Below are 26,577 nucleotides of genomic sequence, written 5' to 3'. Positions count from 1 at the left end.
CGACCCGCTGCTGTATCTGCCGCTGAAGTAACGCCGGCGCGACCAAAGGGTTGCCGCCCTGACGCAGCGTGTGGCCGGTCTCCATCTCCGGCTTTCGTAGGAGCGGCTTCAGCCGCGACCGGGGTTCTAACGAATGTCACAGGTCGCGGCTGAAGCCGCTCCTACGGGAGTGCATGTCTGTGGAGGGCGTGGAACGGGTCCGCAGAGACGCCTGGCTCAGCCTTCGAGCAGGAACCCCACCGCCACGCGCCGGCCTTCGGCGGCCAGCACGTTGTAGGTGCGCGCCGCGGCGGCGTTGTTCATCACTTCGATGCCGATGCCGCGGGTCAGGAACAGCGCCATCACCGCCGCGGCGGGAAACACCTGGCGTTCGCCGGTGCCGAGGATCACCAGGGCCGGGTTGAGGTCCAGCAGCGGCTGCAGATGCTGCGGCTGCAGGTCGCCGGCCAGCGGCGCCTGCCAGTCCTCGACCAGGGTGTCCGGGGCGAGGATGAAGCTGCGGGTCAGCAGCCGGTCGTTCACCTTGGCCTGGCGGCCGTCGGCCATGCGCAGGGCGTAGGCGTAGTCGGGCAGGTCCTGGGTCAGTTGCATGGGGTCACCGGGAGCGCGCTCAGGCGCGCGGCAGCACGATCTGCCGGTCTTCCTTGGCCGGGCGATACAGGATCGCGGTATGGCCGATGCGCTGCACCAGCACGCTGTGCGATTGCTCCACCAGGCTGCCGATGGCGGCGTCGCGGGCCTCGCGGTCGTCGCCGCCGACCTTCACCTTGACCAGTTCGTGGCGCTCCAGCACCTCGTCCAGTTCGGCCAGGAAGGCCGGGGTGACGCCCTTGCTGCCGATCTGCAGCAGGGGTTTGAGGTCGTGGGCCAGGCCGCGCAGGAAGCGGTTCTGGGCCGAGGTCAGGCTGATCGACATGCAGGTGGGAGCAGGGTTGGCAAGGGCGATCAGGGTATCATGGCCGCCCCTCCCGACCGTGCGTCCATGGCCACCCGCAGCAAAAGCAGCCAACGCTGGCTCCGCGAACATTTCGCCGACCCCTTCGTGAAGAAGGCCCAGGCCGAAGGCATGCGCTCGCGCGCGGCCTACAAGCTGGAGGAGCTGCTGCAGCGCGACAGGCTGCTCAAGCCGGACATGGTGGTGGTCGACCTCGGCGCCGCCCCGGGCGGCTGGTCGCAGCAGGTGCGCAAGTCGATGGGCGACCGCGGCCGGGTGCTGGCCCTGGACATCCTGGAGATGCCACCGCTGGCCGGCGTGGAGTTCCTTCACGGTGACTTCAGGGAAGACACGGTGCTATCGCAGTTCGAGGCCATGCTGGGCGACACCCCGGTAGACCTTGTGCTGTCGGATATGGCCCCCAATAAGAGCGGAATGGACGCGGTGGACCAGCCGCGGATGATGCATCTGGCGGAATTGGCGATGGCGTTCGCCGACAGCCACCTGAAGCCGAATGGCGCGTTCCTGATCAAGCTGTTCCAGGGCGTGGGGTTCGACGACTACATCCGCGACATGCGCCGCCGCTACGAGAAGGTGACCATCCGCAAGCCGGCCGCGTCGCGCAAGCGCTCGCCGGAGGTCTACGCCCTCGGACAGGGCAAGCGCGCCCAGATCAAGTAAGCTGAACGCAAGGCTGAATCCGCAATGCCACGCATCGAGACAGAGTTGAAGGGACACCGGAGCCAATGAGGATGAACGACTTGACCAAGAATCTGCTGTTGTGGGTAGTCGTCGCCGTCGTGCTGATGGTGGTGTTCAACAGCTTCTCGCCGCGTCTGGCCGGCGGCGCGGGCGTCGACACCGTGACCTACTCCCAGTTCCTCAAGGACGTGGATGCCGGGCGCGTGAAGTCGGTCGATTTCACCGACGCCACCAACCTTTCGGTCAACGCGATTCGCTTCAAGCGCGCCGACGGCAGCGAGGGCTCGGTGTACGGCCCGAGCGACGACAAGCTGATCGACGTGCTGTACAGCAAGAACGTGGACATCACCCGGCAGAAGCCCGACAACGGTCCGGGCTTCTGGTCGCTGGTGCTGAACTTCCTGCCGGTCATCCTGATCATCGGCTTCTGGCTGTTCATCATGCGCCAGATGCAGGGCGGGGGCGGCGGTGCCAAGGGCGCGATGTCCTTCGGCAAGTCGCGCGCCAAGCTGCAGGGCGAGGACCAGATCAAGATCACCTTCGGCGATGTGGCCGGCTGCGACGAGGCCAAGGAAGAGGTCAGCGAGCTGGTCGACTTCCTGCGCGACCCGACCAAGTTCACCAAGCTCGGCGGCAAGATCCCGCGCGGCGTGCTGATGGTCGGTCCGCCGGGTACCGGCAAGACCCTGCTGGCCAAGGCGATCGCCGGCGAGGCCAAGGTGCCGTTCTTCAGCATCTCCGGTTCGGACTTCGTGGAAATGTTCGTCGGCGTCGGCGCCAGCCGCGTGCGCGACATGTTCGAGCAGGCCAAGAAGCACGCGCCGTGCATCATCTTCATCGACGAAATCGATGCGGTGGGCCGCCACCGCGGCGCCGGCCTGGGCGGCGGCCACGACGAGCGCGAGCAGACCCTCAACCAGTTGCTGGTGGAGATGGACGGCTTCGAGGGCGGCGAGGGCGTGATCGTGATCGCCGCGACCAACCGGCCTGACGTGCTGGATCCGGCGCTGTTGCGCCCGGGCCGCTTCGACCGCCAGGTCGTGGTGGGCCTGCCGGACGTGCGCGGCCGCGAGCAGATCCTCAAGGTGCACATGCGCAAGCTGCCGCTGGCCGACGACATCGAGCCGATGGTGATCGCACGCGGCACGCCGGGCTTCTCCGGTGCGGACCTGGCCAACCTGTGCAACGAGGCGGCCCTGTTCGCCGCGCGCGAGTCGGTCAAGGAAGTGCGCATGGATCACTTCGACCGTGCCCGCGACAAGATCCTGATGGGCGCCGAGCGCCGCTCGATGGCGATGAGCGAGGAAGAGAAGACCAATACCGCGTATCACGAAGCCGGGCACGCCATCATCGGCCGTCTGGTGCCCGACCACGATCCGGTCTACAAGGTCACCATCATTCCGCGCGGCCGTGCCCTGGGTGTCACCCAGTTCCTGCCCGAGGGCGATCGCTACAGTTCCACCCGCGAGAGCCTGCACAGCCGCCTGGCGACCCTGTATGGCGGCCGTGTCGCCGAGGAATTGATCTTCGGTTCCGACAAGGTCACCACCGGCGCCTCCAACGACATCGAGCGCGCGACCAAGATGGCGCGCAACATGGTCACCAAGTGGGGCCTGTCCAACGAGCTGGGGCCGATCGCCTACGGCGAGGAAGAGGACGAGGTGTTCCTGGGGCGTTCGGTCACGCAGCACAAGAGCGTTTCCGACGAGACCGCGCGCAAGATCGACGACGAAGTCCGCGAGATCCTCGACAACGCCTACAATCGCGCCAAGAAGATCCTCACCGACAACATCGACAAGCTGCACACCATGTCGCACTTGCTGCTGCAGTACGAGACCATCGACGCGCCGCAGATCGACGCGATCATGGAAGGCCGCGATCCGCCGCCGCCGATGGGCTGGAACAGGTCCGGCAAGGACGGCGGCAACGACAAGGGCAATTCGCGGCCATTGCCGCCGATCGCCGGGCCCGCCGAACAGGTGTAAGCCGCGCGGTCAGCCTTCGATCGCCGAAAAGCCAGGGAGCGATCCCTGGCTTTTTTGTGGGCGGCGATACGTCTGGCGGTACCAGGCTCGTCGCCGCGGCGTGGGTGGGCGACAATGCGCGCTTCGTTGTCGGCACGTGCCGGCCGATGCGCGCGTGCTGCGCACCGCGGCAGCGTCCGGCCCGGCGCTGTCGCTCGCCGGCGTCATCGTCGCCGCGCTCGCCGAGCCGCTTCGCCGCCTGTCGCGGCCACCATCAGGAGACCCGCCGATGTTCGACACCTCGCCCAGCCTGCAGTGCGGCGCCCACCGGCTGCTGCTCGATCGCCCACGGTTGATGGGCATCGTCAACGTCACCCCGGACTCGTTCTCCGACGGCGGCGCGCACGCCAGTGTGGATGCGGCGGTGGCGCACGGCCTGCGCCTGGCCGCGGAGGGCGCCGACCTGCTGGACATCGGCGGCGAATCGACCCGTCCGGGTGCGACCCCGGTGCCGGTGGAGGAGGAACTGCGGCGGGTGATCCCGGTGATCGAGCGGCTGGCCGCGCAGACGGCGCTGCCGCTGAGCGTGGACACCTTCAAGCCGGAGGTGATGCGCGCCGCGGTCGCCGCCGGTGCCGGCATGATCAACGACGTGCAGGCCCTGCGCCAGCCCGGCGCGCTGGACGCCGCCGCGGAACTGGGGGTGCCGGTGGTGCTGATGCACATGCCCGCCGATGCCTATGCCGCCGGCACTACGCCCGGCTACGACGACGTGGTCGGCGAGGTGCACCGGTTCCTGGCCGAGCGCATCTTCGCCGCGGAGATGGCCGGCATCGACAAACGGCGCATCCTGGTCGATCCGGGCTTCGGTTTCGGCAAGAACACCGCCGACAACCTGCAGTTGCTGGCGCAGTTGGCGCGGTTGGTCGAGCTGGGCGTGCCGGTGCTGGCCGGGTTGTCGCGCAAGCGCAGCATCGGCGAGTTGACCGGGCGCGAGGCGCCGGAACAGCGCGTGGCCGGCTCGGTGGCCGCGCATCTGCTGGCAGCGCAACGGGGCGCCGCGCTGCTGCGCGTGCACGACGTCGCCGCCACCGTCGACGCGCTGAAGGTCTGGCAGGCATTGCAGGCGGTGCCGTTGCCGCGCGCCGCCAACGCGTCCGCCGCCGCGACGCTGCGCTGGCCGGACGAGGACTGATGCCAGCCGACCGGCGCCCGCGCGCGATCGCGCTGATGGGCCCGACCGCCTCGGGCAAGACCGCCGCGGCGATCGCCCTGGCCGAACGCTGCGGCGGCGAGATCGTCAGCGTCGATTCGGCGCTGGTCTACCGCGGCCTGGACATCGGTGCGGCCAAGCCCGATGCGGCCGAGCGCGCGCGGGTACCGCACCACCTGCTGGATCTGCGCGATCCCTGGCAGACGTATTCGGCGGCCGAGTTCGCCGCCGATGCCCGCGCGGCGCTGGAGGCGATCGTCGCCCGCGGCCGCCTGCCGATCCTGGCCGGCGGTACCGGCCTGTACTTCCAGGCGCTGCTGGAGGGGCTGGCGCCGATGCCGGCGGCCGACCCGCAACTGCGCGCGGCGCTGGCCGCGCAAGCCCAGGCCGACGGCTGGGCGGCGCTGCACGCGGAACTGCAGCGGATCGATCCGCTGGCGGCGCAACGGATCCGCCCCGGCGACGCCCAGCGCATCCAGCGTGCGCTGGAGGTATACCGCCTCAGCGGCCGGCCGATCAGCGCCTGGCAGGCGGATCCGGGGCCGCCGCGGCTGCCGCTGCGGGTGCTCAAGCTGGTGCTGGCGCCGGCCGAGCGCGCCGTGCTGCACGGGCGCATCGAGGCCCGCTTCGACGCGATGCTGGGGCAGGGCTTCCTCGACGAAGTGCGCGTCTTGCGCGCGTTGCCGCAGATGCAGGCGGTGGCGCAGCCGCTGGCGCTGCCGGCGGTGCGCGCGGTCGGCTACCGCCAGGCCTGGGAGTACCTGGACGGCATCGGCGATGCGGCGGACTTCCGCGCCCGCGCCATCGCCGCCACCCGGCAACTGGCCAAGCGCCAGTTCACCTGGCTGCGCGGCGAGCAGGATGCCCGCTGGTTCGACCCCGCGCACGACGCCGGGCGCCTGCAGGCGGCCCTGGACGCCTTCCTCGGCTGATCCGGCGGCCGGCCGCGCTGTGCTGGCGCCCGCGGTTGTGTAACATCGACGTTCCGGACCACGGCAGGGGAGCTGCGGTGCCGTCCCGGACCATAAAAACAATAATTTGGGAGTCAAGCATGTCCAAGGGGCAATCCTTGCAGGATCCGTTCCTCAACGCGTTGCGTCGCGAACGGGTCCCTGTCTCGGTCTATCTGGTCAACGGCATCAAGCTGCAGGGCACGATCGAGTCGTTCGATCAGTTCGTGGTCCTGCTGCGCAATACCGTCAGCCAGATGGTCTACAAACACGCCATTTCCACTGTGGTGCCGGCGCGCAACGTGCGCGTGGGGCCGGGCGGCGGTTATGTGCAGCAGAACGAAGGTGGCAGTGCGGGTGATGACGAAGTCGAGTAGTTCGGTGGTGAAGAGCGGAGCCGCGGGTGTTTGATCGGTCCCGCCGCGGCGAACACGCACTGCTGATCCAGCCCTACGCGGGCGGTCCGTTGGAAGACGATGTGCTGGAGGAGTTCGCCGACCTGGCGCGCTCGGCCGGCGCCAGCATCGCCGCCACCGTCACTGCGCGCATCGACAAGCCGAGTCCGGCGACGCTGATCGGCAGCGGCAAGCTGGAGGAGGTCAAGGCAGCCGCCGACGCCAGCGGCGCCGATCTGGTCCTGGTCAACCACGCGCTCAGCCCCGGCCAGGAGCGCAACCTGGAGAAGTACCTGGAGCGGCGCGTGATCGACCGCACCGGGTTGATCCTGGACATCTTCGCCCAGCGCGCGCGCAGCCACGAAGGCAAGCTGCAGGTCGAGCTGGCCCAGTTGCGGCACATGGCCACCCGGCTGGTGCGCGGCTGGACCCACCTGGAGCGCCAGCGCGGCGGTTCGATCGGCCTGCGCGGCCCTGGCGAAACCCAGCTGGAAACCGACCGCCGCCTGCTGCAGAAGCGGGTGGAGCAGTTGCAGAAGCGGCTGGAGAAGGTCGAGGTGCAGCACACCCAGATGCGCCGTGCGCGGGTGCGCAGCGAGCTGCCGCGGATCGCGGTGGTGGGCTACACCAATGCCGGCAAGTCGACCCTGTTCAACGCCCTGACCGGCGCCGAGGCCTACGCCGCCGACCAGCTGTTCGCGACCCTGGACCCGACCGTGCGGCGCATCGCGCTGCCCGGCGGCAATGCCATGCTCGCCGACACCGTCGGCTTCGTGCGCAACCTGCCGCACGAACTGGTCGCGGCGTTCCGCTCGACCCTGTCCGAGGCGCGCGAGGCGGATCTGCTGCTGCACGTGGTCGACGCCGCCGATCCGCTGCGCGAGGAACGCATCGCCCAGGTCGACGAGGTGCTGCACGCGGTCGGCGCCGGCGAACTGCCGCAGTTGCTGGTGTTCAACAAGATCGACCGCATCGACGGCGCCGAGGTGCGTCACGATGCGCAGGACGGCGTGCCGGACACGGCGCGGCGCGAGCGGGTGTGGATCTCCGCGCGCGACGGCCGCGGCCTGGACCTGCTGCAGCACGTGCTCGGCCAGCGCCTGGGCCTGCGCCACGTGCAGGGCAGCCTGCGCCTGCCGCCGAGCGCCGGGCGCCTGCGCTCGCAACTGCACCAGTTGCAGGTGATCCGCAGCGAGCAGGCCGACGAGGACGGCTGGCTGCTGCAGGTGGACATCCCGATCACCGAGGCCGAGCGCCTGGCCGCCGCGGCCGACGGCGCGCCGATCCGCGCGCTGCTGCCGCCGCGCGAGCAGGAGGAGTGGCAACAGCGCTGAGCGGCGCGTCGGCGTCGTGCGGTCGATGCCGACTGGTGGACCGGCGTGGCGGCGGGACCTGCGCCGGGTTGGCTGACGGCCGGCCATCCGTCGGCGCGCACAAGCGCGACAGCCACGGCGAATTGGGCTACAAAGCGCACTGGTTTCCCGAGCTGTGCCATGACGCTTCCCACCGATTCGGAGTTGTTGCAACAGGCCACCGCGCTCAGCGATCGCTTGCGCACCGCGCGCGAGCGCCTGGTCACCGCCGAAAGCTGCAGCGGCGGCTGGATCGCCAAGGTGATGACCGACGTCGCCGGGTCCTCGGCCTGGTTCGACTGCGGCATCGTCGCCTACAGCTACGAGGCCAAGCAGGCGCTGCTGGGTGTGCGCCCGCAGACGCTCGAGCACCACGGCGCGGTCAGCCGCGAGACGGTGATCGAAATGGTGTCCGGCGCGCTGGTCAATTCCGGCGCCAGCGTCGCGGTCGCGGTGACCGGCATCGCCGGCCCCGGCGGCGGTTCGGCGGACAAGCCGGTCGGCAGCGTCTGGCTGGGCTGGAAGCGTCGCGGCGGCTATGCCAGCGCGCAGTTGTTCCACTTCCCGGGCGACCGCGATGCCGTGCGCCGGCAGACCGTGGCGGCGGCCCTGCGCGGCCTGGACGCGCTGTTGTGAGCGTGGCCGCGCGCCTGCGTCGAGGATGAGCGCGATGTGGGAGGCGTTGAGCACCGTCCGCGACCTGGGACGCCTGCAGGAAATCGCCTCGGTGCTGATCCGCTACGGGTTCGGCGACGTGGTCCGGCGCATCGGCATGGCCGACGTGCTGGAACGCGCCGGGCGCCTGTTGCACTGGCACAACGCCGAGGAACTGCTGCGCATGTCGGCGCCGCAGCGGGTGCGGCGCGCCCTGCAGGACCTTGGCCCGACCTTCGTCAAGCTCGGCCAGGTGCTGGCCACGCGCGTGGACCTGCTGCCGCCGGAGTGGATCGACGAACTGGGCGAACTGCAGAACGCCGCGCCGGCGCTGGACTATCCGCAGATCCTGCCGCAGCTGATCGAGGCGCTCGGCGAGGCGCCGACGGCGATCTTCGCCGAAGTCGAGGAAATTCCACTGGCTGCGGCCTCGCTGGCGCAGACCCACCGTGCCTGGCTGCACGACGGCACCGCGGTGGTGATCAAGGTGCGCCGCCCCGGCATCCGCGAGGTGATCGAGGCCGACCTGCGGCTGCTGGCGCGACTGGCCGAGATCGTCGAGGCGCGTGCGCCGGACCTCAAGCGCTACCACCCGGCCGCCGTGGTGCAGCAATTCACCCTGTCGCTGCGCCGCGAGCTGGATTTCGCCGGCGAATGCCGCAACGCCGAGCGTATCGCGGCCAACTTCCAGGGGCACGACGAGATCGTGATCCCGCGGGTGCACTGGCAGTGGACCTGCGAGACCTTGAACGTGCAGGACTTCGTCGACGGCATCGGCGGCCGCGACCTGGCCGCGGTCGACGCCGCCGGCCTGGACCGCCGCCAACTGGCGCGCACCGGGGCCGACATCGTGCTGAAGATGGTGCTGGAGGACGGCTGCTTCCACGCCGATCCGCATCCGGGCAACATCTTCTACCTGCCCGGCGAGCGCATCGCGGTGATCGACTTCGGCATGGTCGGGCGCATTTCCGAACAGCGCCGCTACCAGGTGGTGCAACTGCTGCACGGGCTGGTCACGCAGGACGCCGAGGCGGTCGCCGACATCCTGCTGGAGTGGACCGACGGCGAAGTCGAGGTCGACGAGGCGCGCCTGCACCTGGAAATCGCCGCCTTCGTGGACCAGTACCGCGGCGTGCCGCTGAAGGATCTGCGGGTCGGCGCGATGCTCGGCGACGTCACCGCGCTGCTGCGCCAGCACGCGCTGGCCTTGCCGGCCGACCTGGCGCTGATGATCAAGACCTTCCTGACCCTGGAAGGCGTCGGGCGCCAACTCGATCCGGACTTCGACATGGCCGGCGCCGCCGCCCCGTACCTGGAGCGAGTGATGCTGCAGCGGTTCGCGCCGCGGGCGATGGCCCGGCGCGGCCGCCGCACCGTGCTGGGCGCGCTGGAACTGCTCGGCGACCTGCCGCGCGATACGCGCCGGCTGCTGCAGGCGGCGCGGCGCGGGCGCCTGCAGTTGAACGTGGAGACCGGCTCGCTGAAGGGCTTCGGCGACCAGGTCAACCGCGCCGCCAACCGCCTGACCATGGGCATCGTCACCGCCGCGCTGATCATCGGCTCGTCGATCGTGATGAACAGCGTCGGCGGCATTTCCAGCCGCTGGCTGCTGGCGATCGGCGTCTGCGGCTTCGTCGGCGCGGCGCTGTCGGGGGTGTGGATCCTGTTCTCGATCTGGCGCAGCGGGCGCTGAGGGGCGCGCACGCTCTCGAGACGGTCCGCCGCAAGGTGGAGCGGCGTCCGCAGGCACCGTCCCGATTCACGGGAGTGTCGGCGCGCACGCGCTCTCTTGTGAGAGAGGCTTCAGCCCCGACGCGATGCATTCGAATCCCTTGGCACACATCGCTCTGACGCGATGCAGGGTTCAAAAGGGCGCGAGAATCGAAGCCGAGCACTCGCCGATGACGGCATCGCAGGGCTGTCGGCGGAGTGGCCGCTACTGCCGGCAGTGAAGCGCGCCGGCACTCCGGATACACGCGCCAGTTGCTCGCCGGCCGATTTAGTAGTATTACTACTAACCATGGACCTGACCGAAACCCAGCAGGCGATCCTCGATCTGATCGCCGAGCGCATCGAACACGACGGCGTGCCGCCGTCGCAGACCGAGATCGCCCGCGCCTTCGGCTTCAAGGGCGTGCGAGCGGCCCAATACCACCTGGAAGCGCTGGAACAGGCAGGCGCAATCCGCCGTGTGCCAGGGCAGGCGCGCGGCATCCGCCTGCTGCGTGGGGCAGCGGCCCCGGCCCCTGCGCCGCAGGTGGACAGTGCCGACGTGCTGCGCCTGCCGGTGCTCGGGCGCGTCGCGGCTGGCCTGCCGATCGGCGCGGACATCGGTTCCGACGACTTCGTGGTACTGGACCGGGTGTTCTTCTCGCCGGCCCCGGATTACCTGCTGAAGGTGCAGGGCGACTCCATGCGTGACGAAGGCATCTTCGACGGCGACCTGATCGGCGTGCACCGCACCCGCGATGCCCGCTCCGGGCAGATCGTGGTGGCGCGCATCGACGAGGAGATCACGGTCAAGCTGCTGAAGATCGGCAAGGACCGCATCCGCCTGCTGCCGCGCAACCCGGACTATGCGCCGATCGAGGTGCTGCCGGACCAGGAGTTCGCCATCGAAGGCCTGTACTGCGGCCTGCTGCGCCCCAACCACTGATGCCGCGCGTGGAGCAGGGCATGCACTACAGTGCCGGCCGGACTTTTCCGACACCGGACATCGCCATTCGCCGCTGCCGTTGCCCGGTCCGGACGAATTATTTTCATCTCGCCACGCACTGTCTCAGTCCGTGCGATACCAGGCCCTTACATTGACCTCACTCCGCAAATCATCCTCCTCACCTTCCAAGGACACCGCAATGGACGAGAACAAGAAGCGCGCGCTCGCTGCCGCCCTGAGCCAGATCGAAAAGCAGTTCGGCAAGGGCTCGGTGATGCGGATGGGCGATCGCGTCATCGAAGCCGTGGAAGTGATTCCGACCGGCTCGCTGATGCTGGACATCGCGCTGGGCATCGGCGGCCTGCCCAAGGGCCGCGTGGTCGAGATCTACGGCCCGGAATCTTCCGGCAAGACCACCCTGACGCTGCAGGCCATCGCCGAATGCCAGAAGAAGGGCGGCACCGCCGCGTTCATCGACGCCGAGCACGCGCTGGACCCGATCTATGCCGCCAAGCTGGGCGTCAACGTCGACGAGCTGCTGCTGTCGCAGCCGGACACCGGCGAGCAGGCGCTGGAAATCGCCGACATGCTGGTGCGCTCGGGTTCGGTGGACATCGTGGTGGTCGACTCGGTCGCCGCGCTGACCCCCAAGGCCGAAATCGAAGGCGAGATGGGCGACCAGTTGCCGGGCCTGCAGGCCCGTCTGATGAGCCAGGCGCTGCGCAAGCTCACCGGCAACATCAAGCGCTCCAACACCCTGGTGGTGTTCATCAACCAGTTGCGCATGAAGATCGGCGTGATGATGCCGGGCCAGAGCCCGGAAACCACCACCGGTGGCAACGCGCTGAAGTTCTATGCCTCGGTGCGCCTGGACATCCGCCGCATCGGCGCGATCAAGAAAGGCGACGAGATCATCGGCAACCAGACCAAGATCAAGGTCGTCAAGAACAAGCTGGCGCCGCCGTTCAAGCAGGTCGTCACCGAAATCCTCTACGGCGAAGGCATCAGCCGCGAGGGCGAACTGATCGACATGGGCGTGGAAGCCAAGCTTGTCGAGAAGGCCGGTGCCTGGTACAGCTACGGCAGCGAGCGCATCGGCCAGGGCAAGGACAATGCCCGCGGCTACCTGCGCGACAACCCGCAGGTCGCGGCCAAGCTGGAAAGCGAGCTGCGCGAGAAGTTCCAGCCCACGGAAATCGCCCCGAGCGAGGCCGAGGCGGAAGACGAAGACGCGTAATGGTTTTCTGCCGGGGGAGCGGTGGAGTCAGTGCCGCTCGTCTCCCTCGGCAGTCTTGAGCAAGCCAGGAGGGCGCGCGCCAGGGACGGCGCATTTTGAATCGGGGTGGCATCGCCGATGAGCGACGAACAGGCACAACAAGCACCACGTCGGCGTCGCCGGCAACCGGAGCAGACGCCGTTGCAGAAGGCGCTGGGCCTGCTGGTACGGCGCGAGCATTCGCGCAAGGAGCTGACCCGCAAGCTGCGTGCGCGGGGCGTGGAAGCCGAGGCCGCTGCGGAAGCGGTGGAGCGCCTGAGCGGCGAGGGCTGGCAGGACGATGGCCGCTTCGCCGAACTGCTGGTGCGCAGTCGCGCCGGGGCAGGGTATGGCCCGCTGCACATCCGTGCCGAGCTGGGCACCCACGGTCTGGACAGCGAGGCCATCGCTGCCGCGATGGGCGCCTTCGAAGGCGACTGGACCGAAAACGCCCGCGATCTGATCCAGCGCCGCTTCGGCGCTGCCGGGGCGATGGACCTGCCGCAGCAGCGCAAGGCCGCCGATCTGCTGGCGCGGCGCGGTTTCGATGGCGACAGCATCCGCGCCGCGGTGCGCGACGCTGCGGAGGACTGAGCGGGCCGGGCCTGCTACCCTTGGCGAGTTGTCTTGTCCGGTTTCCGTAGCGCCCTCATCTACGTGGGAGCGCCAGGACGCCCGTCCGCTCGTCTATAGCCAGCCCATGAACGCACCCGCCAAATTCTCCACCTCCCAGATCCGCAGCGACTTCCTCGACTTCTTCAAGGGCAAGGGCCATACCATCGTGCCGTCCGCACCGCTGGTGCCCGGCAACGATCCGACGCTGCTGTTCACCAATTCCGGCATGGTGCAGTTCAAGGACGTGTTCCTGGGCGCCGAGAAGCGCAGCTACGTGCGCGCGGCGGACGTGCAGCGCTGCCTGCGCGCCGGCGGCAAGCACAACGACCTGGATTCGGTGGGCTACACCGCCCGCCATCACACCTTCTTCGAGATGCTCGGCAACTGGTCGTTCGGCGACTACTTCAAGAAGGACGCCATCGCCTGGGCCTGGGAACTGCTGACCCAGGTCTGGAAGCTGCCCGCCGAGCGCCTGCTGGTCACCGTCTACCACACCGACGACGAGGCCTACGCCTTGTGGCGCGACATGATCGGCGTGCCCGCCGAGCGCATCGTGCGCATCGGCGACAACAAGGGCGCGCCCTACGCCTCGGACAACTTCTGGCAGATGGCCGATACCGGCCCCTGCGGCCCGTGCACCGAGATCTTCTACGACCACGGCGCGCACATCGCCGGCGGTCCGCCGGGCTCGCCCGACGAGGACGGCGATCGCTTCATCGAGATCTGGAACCTGGTGTTCATGCAGTTCGACCGCCAGCCCGACGGCACCCTGGTGCCGCTGCCGGCGCCCTGCGTTGACACCGGCATGGGCCTGGAGCGCCTGGCGGCGATCCTGCAGCACGTGCACACCAACTACGAGATCGACCTGTTCCAGACGCTGATCCGCAAGGCCTCCGAGCTGACCGGCACCGCCGACCTGGAGAACAAGTCGCTGCGCGTGATCGCCGACCATATCCGTGCCTGCGCGTTCCTGATCGTCGACGGCGTGCTGCCGTCCAACGAAGGTCGCGGCTACGTGCTGCGCCGGATCATCCGGCGCGCCCTGCGCCATGGCTGGATGCTCGGCGTGCGCCAGCCGTTCTTCAGCAAGCTGGTGCCGACCCTGGTGGAACTGATGGGCGAGGCCTATCCGGAACTGACCGCCGCCCAGGACACCGTGCTGCGCGCCCTGCAGGCAGAGGAGGAGCGCTTCGCCGAAACCCTCGATGCCGGCATGAAGATCTTCGAGGACGTTGCCGCCAAGGCGCAGGGCGGAGTGATTGCCGGCGAAGACGCCTTCCGCCTGTACGACACCTACGGCTTCCCGCTGGACCTGACCCAGGACATCGCCCGCGAGCGCGACCTGCGCGTGGACGAGCAGGGCTTCGAGACGGCGATGGACGAGCAGCGCCGGCGCGCGCGCGAAGCCGGCAAGTTCGGCGGCGGCGTGCAGCTGCCGGCGGACCTGGTGGCGACCCTCGCCCCGACCGTGTTCCTGGGCTACGACAGCCTGCAGGCCGACGGCCTGCGCGTGGTCGCCCTGCTCAAGGACGGTCGCCCGGTGCAATCCGCCCAGGCCGGCGACGTGGTGATCGTGCTGACCGACAAGACCCCGTTCTATGCCGAATCCGGTGGACAGGTCGGCGATCTCGGCACATTGACCGCCGCCGGCACCCGGCTGACGGTCACCGACACGCAGAAGTTCGCGGGCCAGTTCCATGGCCACGTCGGCACGCTGGAAGAAGGCAGCCTGAAGGTCGGCGACCTGCTGGCCGGTCAGGTCGATGCCGAGCGTCGCGGCGCCACCATCCTCAACCACTCGGCAACGCACCTGCTGCATGCGGCGCTGCGCGAGGTGCTGGGCACCCACGTCCAGCAGAAGGGCTCGCTGGTGGCGCCTGACCGCCTGCGTTTCGACTTCTCGCACTTCCAGCCGATCGCGGCCGAGGAACTGGCGCTGATCGAGCGCAAGGTCAACCAGCAGGTCCGCGCCAACAACGCTGCCGAAGTGCACCAGATGGGCATGCAGGAAGCGCTGGATTTCGGTGCGATGGCGCTGTTCGGCGAGAAGTACGGCGAGCGCGTGCGCGTGCTGAAGATGGGCGATTACTCCACCGAACTGTGCGGCGGCACGCATGTCGGGCGTACCGGCGACATCGGCTTGTTCAAGATCACCAGCGAGGGCGGCGTCTCCGCCGGTGTGCGCCGCATCGAGGCGGTGACCGGGCAGGGCGCGCTGGACTACGTGGCGGCCGAGGAGGCCCGGCTGCGCGAGGCGGCCGATCTGGTGGGCGGCAACAGCCACGACGTGGTCGACAAGATTCGCCAGCTCGGCGACCGCTACAAGCGCATGGAGCGGGAACTGGAGGCGCTGAAGGCCAAGCTGGCCTCCGGCGCCACCGCCGATCTGGCCGGGTCGGCGGTCGACGTGGCCGGTGTGAAGGTCCTGGCGGTACGGCTGGAAGGCTTCGATGCCAAGGCCCTGCGCGAGGCGATGGACCGCCTGAAGCAGCAACTGGGCGACAGCGTGATCGTGCTGGCAGGCGCCAGCGAGGGTAAGGTCGCCCTGGTCGCCGGCGTGAACGGCAGCCCAATGGGACGGGTCAAGGCCGGGGAACTGTTGAGCCACATCGCCGGTCAGATCTCGGGCAAGGGCGGCGGCCGCCCGGACCTCGCCCAGGGTGGTGGCGAGGACGGGCCCGCCCTTGCCCCTGCACTCGCCGGCGTCCCCGCCTGGGTCAAGCAACATCTCCCCTGAACACTCCAAGCCGCGCGCCTTGCTGGCAAGGCGCGGCTTCCCGTAACATCACCCCTCTTTTCACCTTTCATTTGGGCGTCCCGCAGTGCGGGCACCGTGCCGGTGAGACCCACCGGCTCCCTGGAGAATTTTAAACATGTTGATCCTGACTCGCCGGGTAGGCGAAACCTTGATGATCGGCGATTCGGTCACCGTGACGGTGCTTGGGGTCAAGGGCAATCAAGTGCGTATCGGCATCACCGCGCCGAAGGACGTTGCGGTGCATCGCGAAGAGATCTACCAGCGCATCCAGCGCGGCGACGAGCCGAACTCCCACGGCGGCGGTCACGGCGATCAATCTGCCGATTGATGCGTCGAAAGGGTTTACCTGAGACCCCACAACCCGGTATTCTTCGCGCCCGGTCGCGGAATATCCGCAGCGCAGAAATCCGGAGTGATGCCCGAGTGGCTGAAGGGGCTCCCCTGCTAAGGGAGTATAGGGTCAAAAGCTCTATCGAGGGTTCGAATCCCTCTCACTCCGCCAGTGTCAAAGAAACGCCCGCAAATCAACGATTTGTGGGCGTTTTTCTTTTCGCCACCTTTGACACTCGCTTGGACACTTCCATGCGAGTAGCGCACTCCCTTACGCGCGGCGAGACCGGCCGCTACGACGTTCGTTTGCGCGTTCCTGCTGACCTGTTAGGCACAATTCGAGCGCACGGTCTTCAATTCAGCACTGAAGTGACGTGCGATGCGCCGTGCTGCTGCAGCGATGTCATGCTCGCCTCTGCGCGTCAGCATGGTGGCACGTGAGCGCTGACGTGCCTTGCAGGAGTTCGAGCAGACGGTATCGCGCATGTCTGTGCTCAAGGAGCCGGTGACGAGCGCAGCGCCCTTGACGTGTTGCATGACGAAGCTCGGAGCGTGCCGCTACGTTCAAGCTTCCGTGGGCATCCGCCGTGGGCCGTGGAGGATGAAGGCGAGGGCGATCGCTGCCACGCAATGTCATCAATCGCGCAGGGCAAAATCCTGTTCCAGGTAACGCAGCCAACGCGCCCTGAAGTACTGCCCATCCTGCCGATATCGATCGACCGTCTCTCCGCGGTGCGGCCTTGTCGACGATGGTCGTGAGTCAGGTCGCGCTACTGCGTTTGCTTTCCGAGTTCGTCTGGACACACGCGATGACGGTGGCCACGTGTGGGCTGCAGTGCTGCTTCATGTCGTTTCCCCGCGACGCTTTGGCGCTGCGCATCTTCCACCCGTCGTGTGCCGCGGTTGCAGGCTTCGCTCAGCAACGGTTGACGCGACGCCTCATTGGGATCGAAGCGCTTGAACATGCAGGCCGCAAGCTCACGGTGTCATTGAGTCGCAGGGGATGGTGGCAATCCATCGATTGATTCCTATGCCCTGTCACGAAAAAATGTGCGTCGTCGCTGGATCGCGACGTTTCCTTCTTGCTCTGGTATCGAGATGCAGTCACACAAAATCCGCTTCATCATCATCGCGTTGCTTTGCCTTGGCGTCACGATCGCTAGCGCCGTCACGTTTTTCAGCAGGCCTGCGGCAGTGCCGACACATTTGGCTGAAGCCGATGGGACGGTCGAAAAGGTCGACGCAGCGCAGCGAAAGGGACGGCTGCAAAGCGTGAACTTCACCGTTGCGTCCGCCGGCGATGCATTCGAGTACTCCGGTGTGCTGCCTGGCATTGATGCGGTGTGGGGGCGTCTCAAGGTGGGATCACCGGTTCGCGTCACCTTCGACGAGGCGGACGGCAAGCGATCCATCTGGGGGCTGCGCTTGGGCGATGACGTCGTCCTCAAGCCCGAGCAGGCGCTCGAGGCGCGGCGCAAGAATGGCCAGGTTGGTGCCATGATCGGACTCATTGCCTTGCTTGGAGCGGGATACTTTCTGCATCGTGCTCGCAAGGCGTAGCCAAGCAGCCTGACAGGCTCGGCGCGCAGCGGCCCGCCGCCGAATCTGGATCTGCAAACAAGAAAGGCAGGGTAGACCAGTGTTCTTCGGCAAGAAACGCGTTTCGCTGCGTTTCTTCTCGAGCGAGCACCGGTGGCGACTACCTAACGCCCGAAATGGCGTCGGTGGCGCATTGCACAGCGTTGTCTTCAGCTGTCGGTGTCGAGGGTCATCATGATGTGGATGATTCTTCCATGTTCGAGCTGAAAAGAGAGGCGCTTATTGCTGGTCTCATAATAGCGCCAGTGCTGGCCATCGCTGTCATCCGTCGTGCCTTGGCCATAGGTGTCGATCAGCACATTCTGCGTGTCGCCGATCGCGACGCCTCTGGCTGTTTTGATCGTGGATGCGTTGATGGTGATCTGCGCAATGACGTAGCTGTCGATGTCGCGTTGTTCTTTTTGCCAGGAGAGGTTTGCCGTATAGATGTCAAATCCGGCATATCGATGCTGGTAGTACTTGTAGCTGCTATCCCCGGCGGGCACATCCCCTACAAAGCGCTCGCTGATCTGGGTGCCTGCCTGCTTTCTGGCCTGGTCGCTCCAGCTTTCACCCAGGGCGAAAGCATGTGTGTTGATTGCCACGGTAAAGTCGTTCTCGGCTAGTTCGACAGGTGCTGCGCGAGCTGTTGCCGCAGCCGTCATGTCGGCCTGGGCGGCAGGAAGCAGCAGGAAGAGCAATAGCGCTGCTCTTCTGGGGGAGGCGATCATGTGCATCGATGCTTTAATTGGGTCGCAATGTCGCGGGTGTGTTCGTGGTGCGTCGGCTGCGCACATTCGCGGGCTGTTGGATCACGCAGTGTATTGTGCATGGGCGAGGTTGTCCCGATGCCGGCACAACGTGAACGTCAGGAGGGTGGCGCGCATGGAGTAGCGCCATCGCTTCCGGACTGGCATGCGCCAAGCGACGTTAGGGGTGCGCCTTCTCAATAGTTTCCGCGTCGATCTGATCAGGCGTGTGGTGGATCGCTTCCGAATTCGTGTGAGTCCACCATGAGCGGCGCATCGTGTCGTTTGGAAGCGCCTACGAGCGCTGTTTCGGCAAGCCACTTCGGGACGTGTCGCGTTGGATCGCTTTGGTGTCGCTGACTGGCGTTGTGGCAGCGTGTTGAAGCTGCCCGCGTTTCGTACGCCAGTCCGTCCATAGGTCATTTCAGAGGCTTGTATGACTCTGGCTCTAGCGCGTCAGGCGAATCGACAGCGAGTCGACGCAGTGCAAGCCGCTCGCAACAGCTCCCCGGCCATTGGCGGCAGGGGAGCACGAGAACCTGGAACTCAGCCGCGCGCGTGGTCGCGCGCCTTGCCCACTTCGCTCTGTACCTTGCCGGCGTTCTTCTGCATCTTGCCTTCGACTTCCTTCAGCTTGTTGCCGGTGACCTTGCCGGCGACTTCCTTGATGGTGCCCTTGATCTGGTTCTTGGCGCCTTCGGTGCGATTCTTGTCCATCGTTGACTCCGCAGTAGGGATGCCCTCAAGTGGGCATCGCCAAACTGCGCGCGGGCCGGTGGCGTGCAAGTGAAAATTGCGCGGACGTGCGCTCGACCATTTAGGTAGCGGACGGGTTGTATGCCGAAGCCTGTAGCGGCGATCGCGCGTCCCGTTCGGGCTGGGCGCGCTTGGTGCTTTTACAGCGGGAACCCGAGCACCGCGACATGTCCTTCGTCTGTCTGCTGGCGGCGACGGCGTGGTCCGCAGGGGTGCGCCGAGTGGCGACCCTCGACCGCGCTGCGCGCTCAGTACCAGCCCAGATACAGGGTGGTCACGCCCCAGGTGTCGATCAGGCCATGCGCGAGGATCATCGCCCACAGGTTGCGCCTGGAGCGCAGATAGGCATAGCCGAACATCGTGCCGACCACGCCGGTCAGCAGGATGCCGGACGCACCTTGCGCGGCGTGCATCAGGCCGAACACCACGCCACCGGCCAGCGCGGCGATCCAGTGGCCGCCGCGCAGGCGCCCCAGCAGCGCATCGAGCTGGTGCATGAGGAAGGCGCGGAACACCAGTTCTTCGCCGAGCGCCGCGCTCAGCCACGCCGCGCCGATCAGGTGGGTCGTCGCCTGGAGGTTGCCCTTGAGCGCGCCGTAGGCGCTGTAGTCGGTCTTGTGGCCGATGATGGTGTCGATCAGCGGTTGCAGTACCGGCGTGATGAAGCCCACGGTCAACAGCACCAGCAGCGCGGTCCAGCCGATCACGGACGCCGGACGAGGGCGCGCCACGCCGCATGCGAAGGAGGAGCGCGTTTCGATCCATACCAAGGAGAGACCTATCAGGCCGACCACGGGCATGCGCCACGGAAACGGGAGCCATGCATACGACGCCAGCGCGAGGATCGCGGCGCTGAGCGCGATGCGCAGCAGCGGGTGGCGCATGAAGGAGGTGTTGGACGCGGCGTGGGTGTTGCCTTGCGCGGAGTGCTGCATGCCTGACCTGAAAGGAAGCGGGCACTCAGCCTAGCGAGCCTGCGCCATCGAGCACTGTGCCAAAGGCCATGTAGACCAATGCAGTGCGGCGCGTCGAGCGTGCAGATACGAGCATCGTGCGCGTCGCCAGCGCTAAGCGCTGGCGACGCAATGCAGGCGCGGACGCTTTCAGTCCGCGTGCAATCCGAAGCGGCGGATGGCGACTATGCGGCCGCCGTCTGGCACTCGAACACGCTGACGCTGCGCGGCGGCGCCAGGAACTCGCTGGCACCGGCCGGCATGCTGTCGACCTGCAGCGCATCGTCGGTGGACAGCACCAGCTTCCAGTGCAGTTCCTCTTCCGAGGACGGCAGCACGAAGCTCACGCCCTCGTGGTAGGCGTTGATGACAATCAGCAAGGTATGGTCGTTGGCCAGTTCCTTGACGCCGGAGGTCTGCGCTTTGCCTTCCAGCAACAGGCCGACCGAGCGTGCGCTGGCATCGGTCCAGTGCGCATCGTCCATCTCGGTGCCGCCCGGGTTGAGCCAGGTGAGGTCGCGAACGCCGGCTTCTTCGTTGTACTGGCCGTTGAGGAAGCGGCCACGGGTCAGGATCGGGTAGCGCTGGCGCAGCGCGCTCAGCGCCTTGACGAAGGCGGTGAGGCGGCCCTCGGTCGGGTCGCGCTCCCAGTCGATCCAGGTTATCTCGTTGTCCTGGCAATAGGTGTTGTTGTTGCCGCCCTGGGTCTGTGCGCGCTCGTCGCCGGCCAGCAGCATCGGCGTGCCCTGCGACAGCAGCAGGGTCGCCAGCAGGTTCTTCATCTGCCGCTCGCGCAACTGCAGGATGCCGGCGTCGTCGGTCTCGCCTTCGACGCCGTAGTTGCAGGAGCTGTCGTGGTCGGAGCCGTCGCGGTTGTCCTCGCCATTGGCGTCGTTGTGCTTGCCGTTGTAGCTGACCAGGTCGTGCAGGGTGAAGCCGTCGTGCGCGGTGATGAAGTTCACCGAGGCCCACGGCCGGCGCCCGCGCCGGTCGAACAGATCGGCCGAGCCGGTGAAGCGCGTGGCGAACTCGGCGAGCTTGCCCTCGTCGCCCTTCCAGAACGCGCGGGCGTTGTCGCGGAACTTGTCGTTCCACTCCGACCAGCCCGGCGGGAAGTGGCCGACCTGATAGCCGCCGGGGCCGCAGTCCCACGGTTCGGCGATCAGCTTGACCTGCGACAGCAGCGGATCCTGGTTGCACGCGTCGAGGAAGCCGCCGCGCTGGTCGAAGCCGGTGGGCTCGCGGCCGAGGATGGTGGCCAGGTCGAAGCGGAAACCGTCCACGTGCATCTCGCCGGCCCAATAGCGCAGCGAGTCGTTGACGAACTGGATCACCCGCGAGTTGCTCAGGTTGAGCGTATTGCCGGTGCCGGTGTCGTTGATGTAGTAGCGCTTGTCCTCGGCCAGGCGGTAGTAGCTGGCGTTGTCGATGCCGCGGAAGGACAGGGTCGGGCCCAGCTCGCTGCCTTCGGCGGTGTGGTTGTAGACGACGTCGAGGATGACCTCCAGGCCCTGGCGATGCATGGCCTTGACCATGTCGCGGAACTCGTCGCGGTGGCCGCTGGCCAGGTAGCGCGACTTGATCGCGAAGAAGCCGAGCGTGTTGTAGCCCCAATAGTTGCGCAGATCCTTGTCGAGCAGGTGCTGGTCGTCGAGGTAGGCGTGCACCGGCAGCAGCTCCACCGCGCTGACGCCCAGCTCCTTGATGTAGCGCAGCACCGGCTCCTGGGCCAGTCCGGCGCAGGTGCCGCGCAGTTCCTCCGGCACCTGCGGGTGACGCATGGTGTAGCCGCGCACGTGGGTCTCGTAGACCAGGGTCTGGTTCCATGGCGTGAGCAGGCGCTTGTCGTCCTCCCAGTCATAGGTGTCCTCGACCACCACGCACTTGGGCATGAACGGTGCGCTGTCGCGCTCGTCGAAGCTCAGGTCGCCGTCCGCATGGCCGACGGTGTAGCCGTACAGCTCGTCGGCCCAGATAAGGTCGCCCTCGAGCTCGCGCGCATAGGGATCGAGCAGCAGCTTGTTGGGGTTGAAGCGGTGGCCTTCGCTGGGCGCGTAGGGGCCGTGCACGCGATAGCCGTAGCGCTGGCCCGGCTTCACGTCGGGCAGGTAGCCGTGCCAGATTTCGTTGGTGTATTCGGGCAGATCCAGTCGGGTCTCGGTCCCGTCTTCGTCGAACAGGCACAGCTCCACGCGGGTGGCGTGCGCCGAAAACAGCGCGAAGTTGGTGCCTTGGCCGTCGAACACGGCGCCGCGGGGGAAGGGACGCCCTTCGCGGATGCGCGAGGGAGTGGCATAGGCGACGCTGGTGGGGTGGCGCATCGGGCAGGCTCTCGGCCGGAACGCCGGCAGTAGGGGAGGGAGAGCGGAAGCATTGCCGCGGAGGCCGTGCAGGACGCGTTACGGGGTGCCGAGGATGGCGTGAGGACACGGGTGGCGCGACCTGCAGCCGATGCAGCGACCCACGCGGCGACGCCATGGCGCCGCCACGTGGGCGGGTAGCGCGCGACCCGTCGCCCGGTCCGGGACGGTCCGGGCGCGACTTGGCCTGACGCGCTCAGCGCGGCAGGTCGAACAGCAGGAACTCGCTGTCCTGGGCGTCGGCGAACTGCAGGCTGGCCTCGTCGATCGCCTGGATCGCGTCGCCGGCCTGCAGGGTCTGGCCGTTGACGCTCAGCGTGCCGCGCACCACCTGTACATAGGCGCCGCGCCCGACCGCCAGCGGATAGTCCAGGCGTGCATCGCCGTCGAGGATCGAGGCGTAGATGCGCGCGTCCTGGTGGATGCGCACCGCACCGTCCTCGCCCTGCGGAGCGGCGATCAACCGCAGCTGACCGCGCTTGCTGTCCGGGGCGAAGTGCTTCTCCTCGTAGCCCGGCGCGATCCCGGCGCGCTCGGGCATCACCCAGATCTGCAGGAAGTGCACCGGCTCGCTGGCGGAGTGGTTGAACTCGCTGTGGGTGACCCCGGAGCCGGCGCTCATGCGCTGCACGTCGCCGTAGCGCAGCACCGAGCCGTTGCCCATGCTGTCCTTGTGCTCCAGCGCGCCCTCGATCACGTAGGACAGGATCTCCATGTCGCGATGGGCGTGGGTGCCGAAGCCCTGGCCCGGCTGCACGCGATCCTCGTTGATCACCCGCAGCGGCCCAAAGCCCATGTGGCGCGGGTCGTGGTAGTGGCCGAAGGAGAAGGTGTGGCGCGAGGACAGCCAGCCGTGTTCGGCGCGGCCACGGGTATTGGCGGGGCGGATCTGCAGCATGGGAGGCTCCTTGGTGGCGTTGATGTGCAAGTGGATCGAAAGCGCCGGTCGGGTTGGTTTCGCGTGCGCTTCAGCTTGGAAACAAGTATCGGTGCTGTCGCCGGGTTTGAAAAACGGATAGATTCGGCATCCATCATCGAAAAATTCGAATGCTCAAGCTCAGCCTCGACGCCCTGCAGATCCTCGACGCCATCGACCGTCGCGGCTCGTTCTCGGCCGCCGGCAAGGCGCTGCACAAGGTGCCGTCGACCATCTCCTACACCGTCGCCAAGCTGGAGGAGGATCTGGGCGTGCAACTGTTCGAGCGGATCGGGCCGAAGGCGGTGCCGACCGCCGCGGGGGCCGAACTGCTGCGCGAAGGCCGCCACCTGCTGCGCGCCGCTGGCGATCTGGAACTGCGCGTGCGCCGCGTCGCTTCGGGCTGGGAGACCGAGTTCGCGCTGGGCCTGGATGCGGTGTTCGCGCCGGAATGCCTGGCGCAGGACATGGCGGCGTTCTACGCGGTCGCCGATCGCACCCGGCTGCGGGTGGTGCAGGAATCATTGTCCGGCACCTGGGAGGCGCTGCTGGACCGGCGGGTGGATCTGCTGGTCGGGGCGGCCGGCGCAGGGCCCAGTGGCGGCGGCTACGTGGCCGAGCCGCTCGGCACGCTGCCGTTCGTGTTCGCAGTCGCGCCCGGGCACCCGCTGGCGCAGGCACCGGAACCGCTCAGCCGCAGCCAGTTGAGCGCGCATCGTGCGATTGCGGTGGCGGATTCGGCACGGCGGCTGCTGCCGCGCACGGTCGGGCTGCTGTTCGGCCAGGACGCGCTGACCGTGCCGGACATGCGCAGCAAGTATCGGCTGCAACTGGCCGGACTCGGCTTCGGCTTCCTGCCCGAGCCGTATGCGCGCGCGGCGCTGGCGCGTGGCACGCTGGTGCGCAAGGCCGTGGAGGAGCCGAAGCCGGACGAGGTGTTCCAGCTGGCCTGGCGCAGCGGCGAGGAGGGCGCGGCGCTGGCCTGGTGGCGCGCGCGCATGCGCCAGCCGGGCGTGTTCGCGGCATGGCTGGCGCAGATGGCGGCGCGGCTGGACGAGGGGGTGTGAGGCGCGTCGGGGACACCGGCGAGGCGTGCTGCAGGGCGACGATGGATGGGTCTGTTCCGCCGGTGATGCCCTGCTTCCTGCGCGCGCGGTGGGCGACGGGAGGATAATGCGCGGCATCCTCTTCTTTCCGCCCGCCACGCCATGCAGGACCTGATTGCGCGCTACGGACTCGGGCTGGTCTTCGTCAACGTCCTGGCCTTGTCGCTGGGCCTGCCGGTACCGGCGCTGCCCACGTTGATCCTGGTCGGGGCGACCTATGCGCTGCTCGATGGCGCGGCGATGTGGAGTGCGCTGCTCGGCGCCTTGTCGGTGTCGATCGCGGCGAGCCTGGTCGGCGATCTGCTGTGGTTCGGTGCCGGCCGCCGCTACGGCAATCGCACCCTGCAGTCGCTGTGCCGGCTGTCGCTGTCGCGCGACACCTGCATGAAGCGCACCGAACGCTTCTATGCGCGCTGGGGCGTGCGCGTGCTGGCGGTGGCCAAGTTCGTGCCGGGCCTGTCGATGGTGTCGGTGCCGATGGCCGGCGCGATGCGCGTGCGTCCGGTGGCCTTCCTGCGCTACGACACGCTGGGCGCGGCCTTGTGGGCCGGCGTCGGGTTGTTGCTGGGCCTGTGCTTCGCCGACCAGGTGCAGGACTTGCTGGACTGGCTGAGCCTGCTCGGCAGGCGCGCGGCGCTGCTGCTGGCCGGCCTGCTGGCGCTGTACGTCGGCTACCGCGCCTGGCGCCGGCACTCGCTGCGCAAGGCGATGGAGATGCGGCGCATCGACGTCGACGAACTGCACGCGCTGCTGCAGGGCGAGACGCCGCCGCTGCTGCTGGACATTCGCGCTCCCGGCTACCGCGCGCTGGAGCCGTTCGCCATTCCCGGTGCGCTGGAAGTGGACGATCGCCAGGTCGACGCGCTCGTCGCGCGCTTGCCGCGCGACCGCAGGATCGTCATCTACTGCGCCTGCCCGAACGAGGTCTCGGCCGCGATCCTGGCCAAGCGCCTGCGCCAGCACGCGTTCGAGGACGTGCTGCCGCTGCGCGGTGGGCTGGATGCGTGGCGTGCGGCGGGCCATCCGCTGGTCGCGCTGGACGCGGCGGCTGCAGTCGCGCCGCCGCCGAAGGGCGACACGATCGCGGCGTGAGTCGCCGTGGCGGGAACGTCATGCGTCCCGGCGACGTCACGACTTACAGGCGACGCATGCGCCTCCACGCCTCCACTGATGGCGGCGAGTGCGTCGTCTGTAGGTGGGTAGGTAGGCAGGGCGCGCGTCCCGCTCCAGCGCGCTCGATTCTTCCGCCTGCATCGCCCGCATCCCGACGGCGTGGCGACGTCGAGCGGACGTCCTGCCTGGGTCTCGTTCACTTGCTTGCCGGCGGATGCGTCCATGATTCCGTCGATGACACCACCGGTCCGGCAAGCGCCTGTCGGCGGCGATCCCGCAAGGCCGCGCCGAAGCGAATCCTCATCCTCACCCTGCACGGAGACAGCCATGAACATCGATCTATCCGGGAAAACCGCCCTCGTCACCGGTTCCACCGCGGGCATCGGCTTCGGCATCGCCAAGGGCATGGCCGCGGCGGGCGCCGAGGTCGCGCTGAACGGTCGCGACCAGGCCCGTACCGAGGCCGCCGTCGCGGCGCTCAAGCGCGACCTCCCGGCCGCCAGCGTGCGCGCCGTGGTGGGCGACGTGGCGACCGCAGCCGGCTGCGATGCGATCGTCGCGGCGCTTCCTGCGGTCGATATCCTGGTCAACAATGCCGGCATCTTCGGGATGCAGGACTTCTTCGAGACGCCCGACGCGGAGTGGGAGCGCTTCCTGGCCGTCAACGTGATGTCCGGCGTGCGCCTGTCTCGCGCGTATCTGCAAGGAATGGCGGACAAGGGCTGGGGGCGCGTGCTGTTCGTCTCGTCGGAGTCCGGACTCAATATCCCGGTCGAGATGATTCACTACGGCGTGACCAAGACCGCCGATCTCGCCCTGTCGCGCGGCTTGGCCAAGCGCATGGCCGGCACCGGCGTCACCGTGAATGCGATCCTGCCGGGGCCGACGCTGACCGAAGGCGTCGCCGCCATGTTGTCCGAGCAGGTGGAGCAGTCCGGCAAGCCGCTGGAGGAGGTCGCCGCCGATTTCGTCAAGGCGCATCGCGCCAGCTCGATCATCCGCCGCGCCGCGACGGTGGAGGAGGTCGCCAATCTGTGCGTCTACGTCGCGTCGCCGCAGGCGTCCGCCACCACCGGTGCGGCGCTGCGCGTCGATGGCGGCGTGGTGGACACCATCGCCTGAGTAGGTGTGGCCTCGTCGGTCGCGCAGGCGAGGCCGGCGGCAGGCATCGTTCGCAGTTGCGCGCGGCATGCAATCGCCGCCGCGCAGGCAAAAAAAACGACAAGCGCTGGCTTGTCGTTTTTGATCTGACTGGTGCGCCCGGAGAG

The 26,577-nt window shown here is 67.9% G+C and carries 26 protein-coding genes and 1 tRNA gene; 19 read left to right on the top strand and 8 right to left on the bottom strand.

What is annotated here, in order from left to right; translation table 11 throughout:
• Positions 1-216: 216 nt before the first annotated feature.
• Together J7357_RS12095 and yhbY are read right to left on the bottom strand one after the other, a co-directional pair.
• A complete protein-coding gene (locus J7357_RS12095) occupies positions 217-591 on the bottom strand; it encodes an Mth938-like domain-containing protein (protein WP_209029078.1) in 375 nt (124 codons plus the stop codon).
• Positions 592-610: 19 nt separating this feature from the next.
• A complete protein-coding gene (yhbY, locus tag J7357_RS12090) occupies positions 611-916 on the bottom strand; it encodes a ribosome assembly RNA-binding protein YhbY (RefSeq protein ID WP_010341321.1) in 306 nt (101 codons plus the stop codon).
• A gap of 66 nt (positions 917-982) precedes the next feature.
• Between yhbY and rlmE the strand changes: the two genes are divergently transcribed.
• The 14 genes from rlmE (at position 983) to J7357_RS12020 (ending at position 15,950) form a co-directional block, all read left to right on the top strand.
• Positions 983-1,615 (top strand): 23S rRNA (uridine(2552)-2'-O)-methyltransferase RlmE, encoded by a 633-nt coding sequence (rlmE, locus tag J7357_RS12085; RefSeq protein ID WP_010341320.1) that lies wholly within the window; start codon positions 983-985, stop codon positions 1,613-1,615.
• 71 nt (positions 1,616-1,686) lie between these two features.
• Entirely contained in the window at positions 1,687-3,621 is a 1,935-nt protein-coding gene (gene ftsH, locus J7357_RS12080) for an ATP-dependent zinc metalloprotease FtsH (RefSeq protein WP_209246716.1), read from the top strand.
• Positions 3,622-3,889: 268 nt separating this feature from the next.
• Positions 3,890-4,795: a dihydropteroate synthase gene (gene folP / locus J7357_RS12075; protein ID WP_209247003.1), complete on the top strand. Its 906-nt coding sequence runs from the start codon at positions 3,890-3,892 to the stop codon at positions 4,793-4,795.
• Positions 4,795-5,745 carry a tRNA (adenosine(37)-N6)-dimethylallyltransferase MiaA gene (gene miaA, locus J7357_RS12070; protein WP_209246714.1) on the top strand — a complete coding sequence of 317 codons (951 nt, stop codon included), beginning with the start codon at positions 4,795-4,797 and terminating at the stop codon, positions 5,743-5,745. Before folP ends, miaA begins: the two co-directional genes overlap by 1 nt.
• A 119-nt stretch (positions 5,746-5,864) precedes the next feature.
• Positions 5,865-6,140 carry an RNA chaperone Hfq gene (gene hfq, locus J7357_RS12065; protein ID WP_010341316.1) on the top strand — a complete coding sequence of 92 codons (276 nt, stop codon included), beginning with the start codon at positions 5,865-5,867 and terminating at the stop codon, positions 6,138-6,140.
• A gap of 26 nt (positions 6,141-6,166) precedes the next feature.
• The gene (gene hflX / locus J7357_RS12060; RefSeq protein WP_010341315.1) at positions 6,167-7,492 is read left to right on the top strand and encodes a ribosome rescue GTPase HflX; all 1,326 of its coding nucleotides are present in this window, start codon (positions 6,167-6,169) and stop codon (positions 7,490-7,492) included.
• A 159-nt stretch (positions 7,493-7,651) separates the two neighbouring features.
• Positions 7,652-8,146 carry a nicotinamide-nucleotide amidohydrolase family protein gene (locus J7357_RS12055; RefSeq protein ID WP_209029083.1) on the top strand — a complete coding sequence of 165 codons (495 nt, stop codon included), beginning with the start codon at positions 7,652-7,654 and terminating at the stop codon, positions 8,144-8,146.
• 34 nt (positions 8,147-8,180) lie between these two features.
• The gene (gene ubiB / locus J7357_RS12050; protein ID WP_209230265.1) at positions 8,181-9,857 is read left to right on the top strand and encodes a 2-polyprenylphenol 6-hydroxylase; all 1,677 of its coding nucleotides are present in this window, start codon (positions 8,181-8,183) and stop codon (positions 9,855-9,857) included.
• Between the two features lie 327 nt (positions 9,858-10,184).
• Positions 10,185-10,820, top strand: a complete 636-nt coding sequence (gene lexA, locus J7357_RS12045; RefSeq protein ID WP_209246712.1) for a transcriptional repressor LexA — start codon at positions 10,185-10,187, stop codon at positions 10,818-10,820.
• Positions 10,821-11,019: 199 nt separating this feature from the next.
• Positions 11,020-12,057: a recombinase RecA gene (recA, locus tag J7357_RS12040; protein ID WP_209246710.1), complete on the top strand. Its 1,038-nt coding sequence runs from the start codon at positions 11,020-11,022 to the stop codon at positions 12,055-12,057.
• 117 nt (positions 12,058-12,174) lie between these two features.
• Complete coding sequence (recX, locus tag J7357_RS12035; RefSeq protein ID WP_209246708.1) at positions 12,175-12,669, top strand: recombination regulator RecX; 495 nt, start codon at positions 12,175-12,177, stop codon at positions 12,667-12,669.
• A gap of 106 nt (positions 12,670-12,775) precedes the next feature.
• Positions 12,776-15,427, top strand: coding sequence for an alanine--tRNA ligase (gene alaS, locus J7357_RS12030; RefSeq protein WP_209246706.1), 2,652 nt, complete (start codon positions 12,776-12,778; stop codon positions 15,425-15,427).
• A gap of 136 nt (positions 15,428-15,563) precedes the next feature.
• On the top strand, positions 15,564-15,776 hold the full coding sequence (gene csrA / locus J7357_RS12025) for a carbon storage regulator CsrA (protein ID WP_010341308.1): 213 nt from the start codon (positions 15,564-15,566) through the stop codon (positions 15,774-15,776).
• 81 nt (positions 15,777-15,857) lie between these two features.
• Positions 15,858-15,950: transfer RNA gene (locus J7357_RS12020), tRNA-Ser, on the top strand.
• Positions 15,951-16,105: 155 nt separating this feature from the next.
• Here J7357_RS12020 and J7357_RS12015 read toward each other — a convergent pair.
• Entirely contained in the window at positions 16,106-16,315 is a 210-nt protein-coding gene (locus J7357_RS12015; RefSeq protein ID WP_209246704.1) for a hypothetical protein, read from the bottom strand.
• Between the two features lie 203 nt (positions 16,316-16,518).
• Here J7357_RS12015 and J7357_RS12010 point away from each other — a divergent pair, with 203 nt between their 5' ends.
• Positions 16,519-16,803, top strand: a complete 285-nt coding sequence (locus J7357_RS12010) for a hypothetical protein (protein WP_209246702.1) — start codon at positions 16,519-16,521, stop codon at positions 16,801-16,803.
• Between the two features lie 25 nt (positions 16,804-16,828).
• On the top strand, positions 16,829-17,338 hold the full coding sequence (locus tag J7357_RS12005) for a hypothetical protein (protein ID WP_343237410.1): 510 nt from the start codon (positions 16,829-16,831) through the stop codon (positions 17,336-17,338).
• A 188-nt stretch (positions 17,339-17,526) separates the two neighbouring features.
• Here the strand turns inward: J7357_RS12005 and J7357_RS12000 are convergent, their stop codons facing one another.
• The 5 genes from J7357_RS12000 to J7357_RS11980 form a co-directional block, all read right to left on the bottom strand.
• A complete protein-coding gene (locus J7357_RS12000) occupies positions 17,527-18,087 on the bottom strand; it encodes a hypothetical protein (protein WP_244667463.1) in 561 nt (186 codons plus the stop codon).
• A 564-nt stretch (positions 18,088-18,651) separates the two neighbouring features.
• On the bottom strand, positions 18,652-18,822 hold the full coding sequence (locus J7357_RS11995) for a CsbD family protein (protein ID WP_017914264.1): 171 nt from the start codon (positions 18,820-18,822) through the stop codon (positions 18,652-18,654).
• A 287-nt stretch (positions 18,823-19,109) separates the two neighbouring features.
• On the bottom strand, positions 19,110-19,661 hold the full coding sequence (locus tag J7357_RS11990) for a CPBP family intramembrane glutamic endopeptidase (protein ID WP_209246997.1): 552 nt from the start codon (positions 19,659-19,661) through the stop codon (positions 19,110-19,112).
• Positions 19,662-19,999: 338 nt separating this feature from the next.
• Positions 20,000-22,135: a glycogen debranching protein GlgX gene (gene glgX / locus J7357_RS11985; protein ID WP_209246700.1), complete on the bottom strand. Its 2,136-nt coding sequence runs from the start codon at positions 22,133-22,135 to the stop codon at positions 20,000-20,002.
• A gap of 235 nt (positions 22,136-22,370) precedes the next feature.
• Entirely contained in the window at positions 22,371-23,072 is a 702-nt protein-coding gene (locus J7357_RS11980; protein WP_209246697.1) for a pirin family protein, read from the bottom strand.
• 149 nt (positions 23,073-23,221) lie between these two features.
• Here J7357_RS11980 and J7357_RS11975 point away from each other — a divergent pair, with 149 nt between their 5' ends.
• The 3 genes from J7357_RS11975 (at position 23,222) to J7357_RS11965 (ending at position 26,431) form a co-directional block, all read left to right on the top strand.
• Positions 23,222-24,157: a LysR substrate-binding domain-containing protein gene (locus J7357_RS11975; RefSeq protein WP_209246695.1), complete on the top strand. Its 936-nt coding sequence runs from the start codon at positions 23,222-23,224 to the stop codon at positions 24,155-24,157.
• 141 nt (positions 24,158-24,298) lie between these two features.
• Positions 24,299-25,288 carry a DedA family protein/thiosulfate sulfurtransferase GlpE gene (locus J7357_RS11970; protein ID WP_209246693.1) on the top strand — a complete coding sequence of 330 codons (990 nt, stop codon included), beginning with the start codon at positions 24,299-24,301 and terminating at the stop codon, positions 25,286-25,288.
• A 348-nt stretch (positions 25,289-25,636) separates the two neighbouring features.
• Positions 25,637-26,431, top strand: a complete 795-nt coding sequence (locus J7357_RS11965) for an SDR family oxidoreductase (protein WP_209246691.1) — start codon at positions 25,637-25,639, stop codon at positions 26,429-26,431.
• Positions 26,432-26,577 lie beyond the last annotated feature (146 nt).

The organism is Xanthomonas sp. D-109, assembly GCF_017746095.1.
GTDB lineage: Bacteria > Pseudomonadota > Gammaproteobacteria > Xanthomonadales > Xanthomonadaceae > Xanthomonas_A > Xanthomonas_A sacchari.
This window is presented reverse-complemented; position numbering and strand designations above follow the sequence as displayed.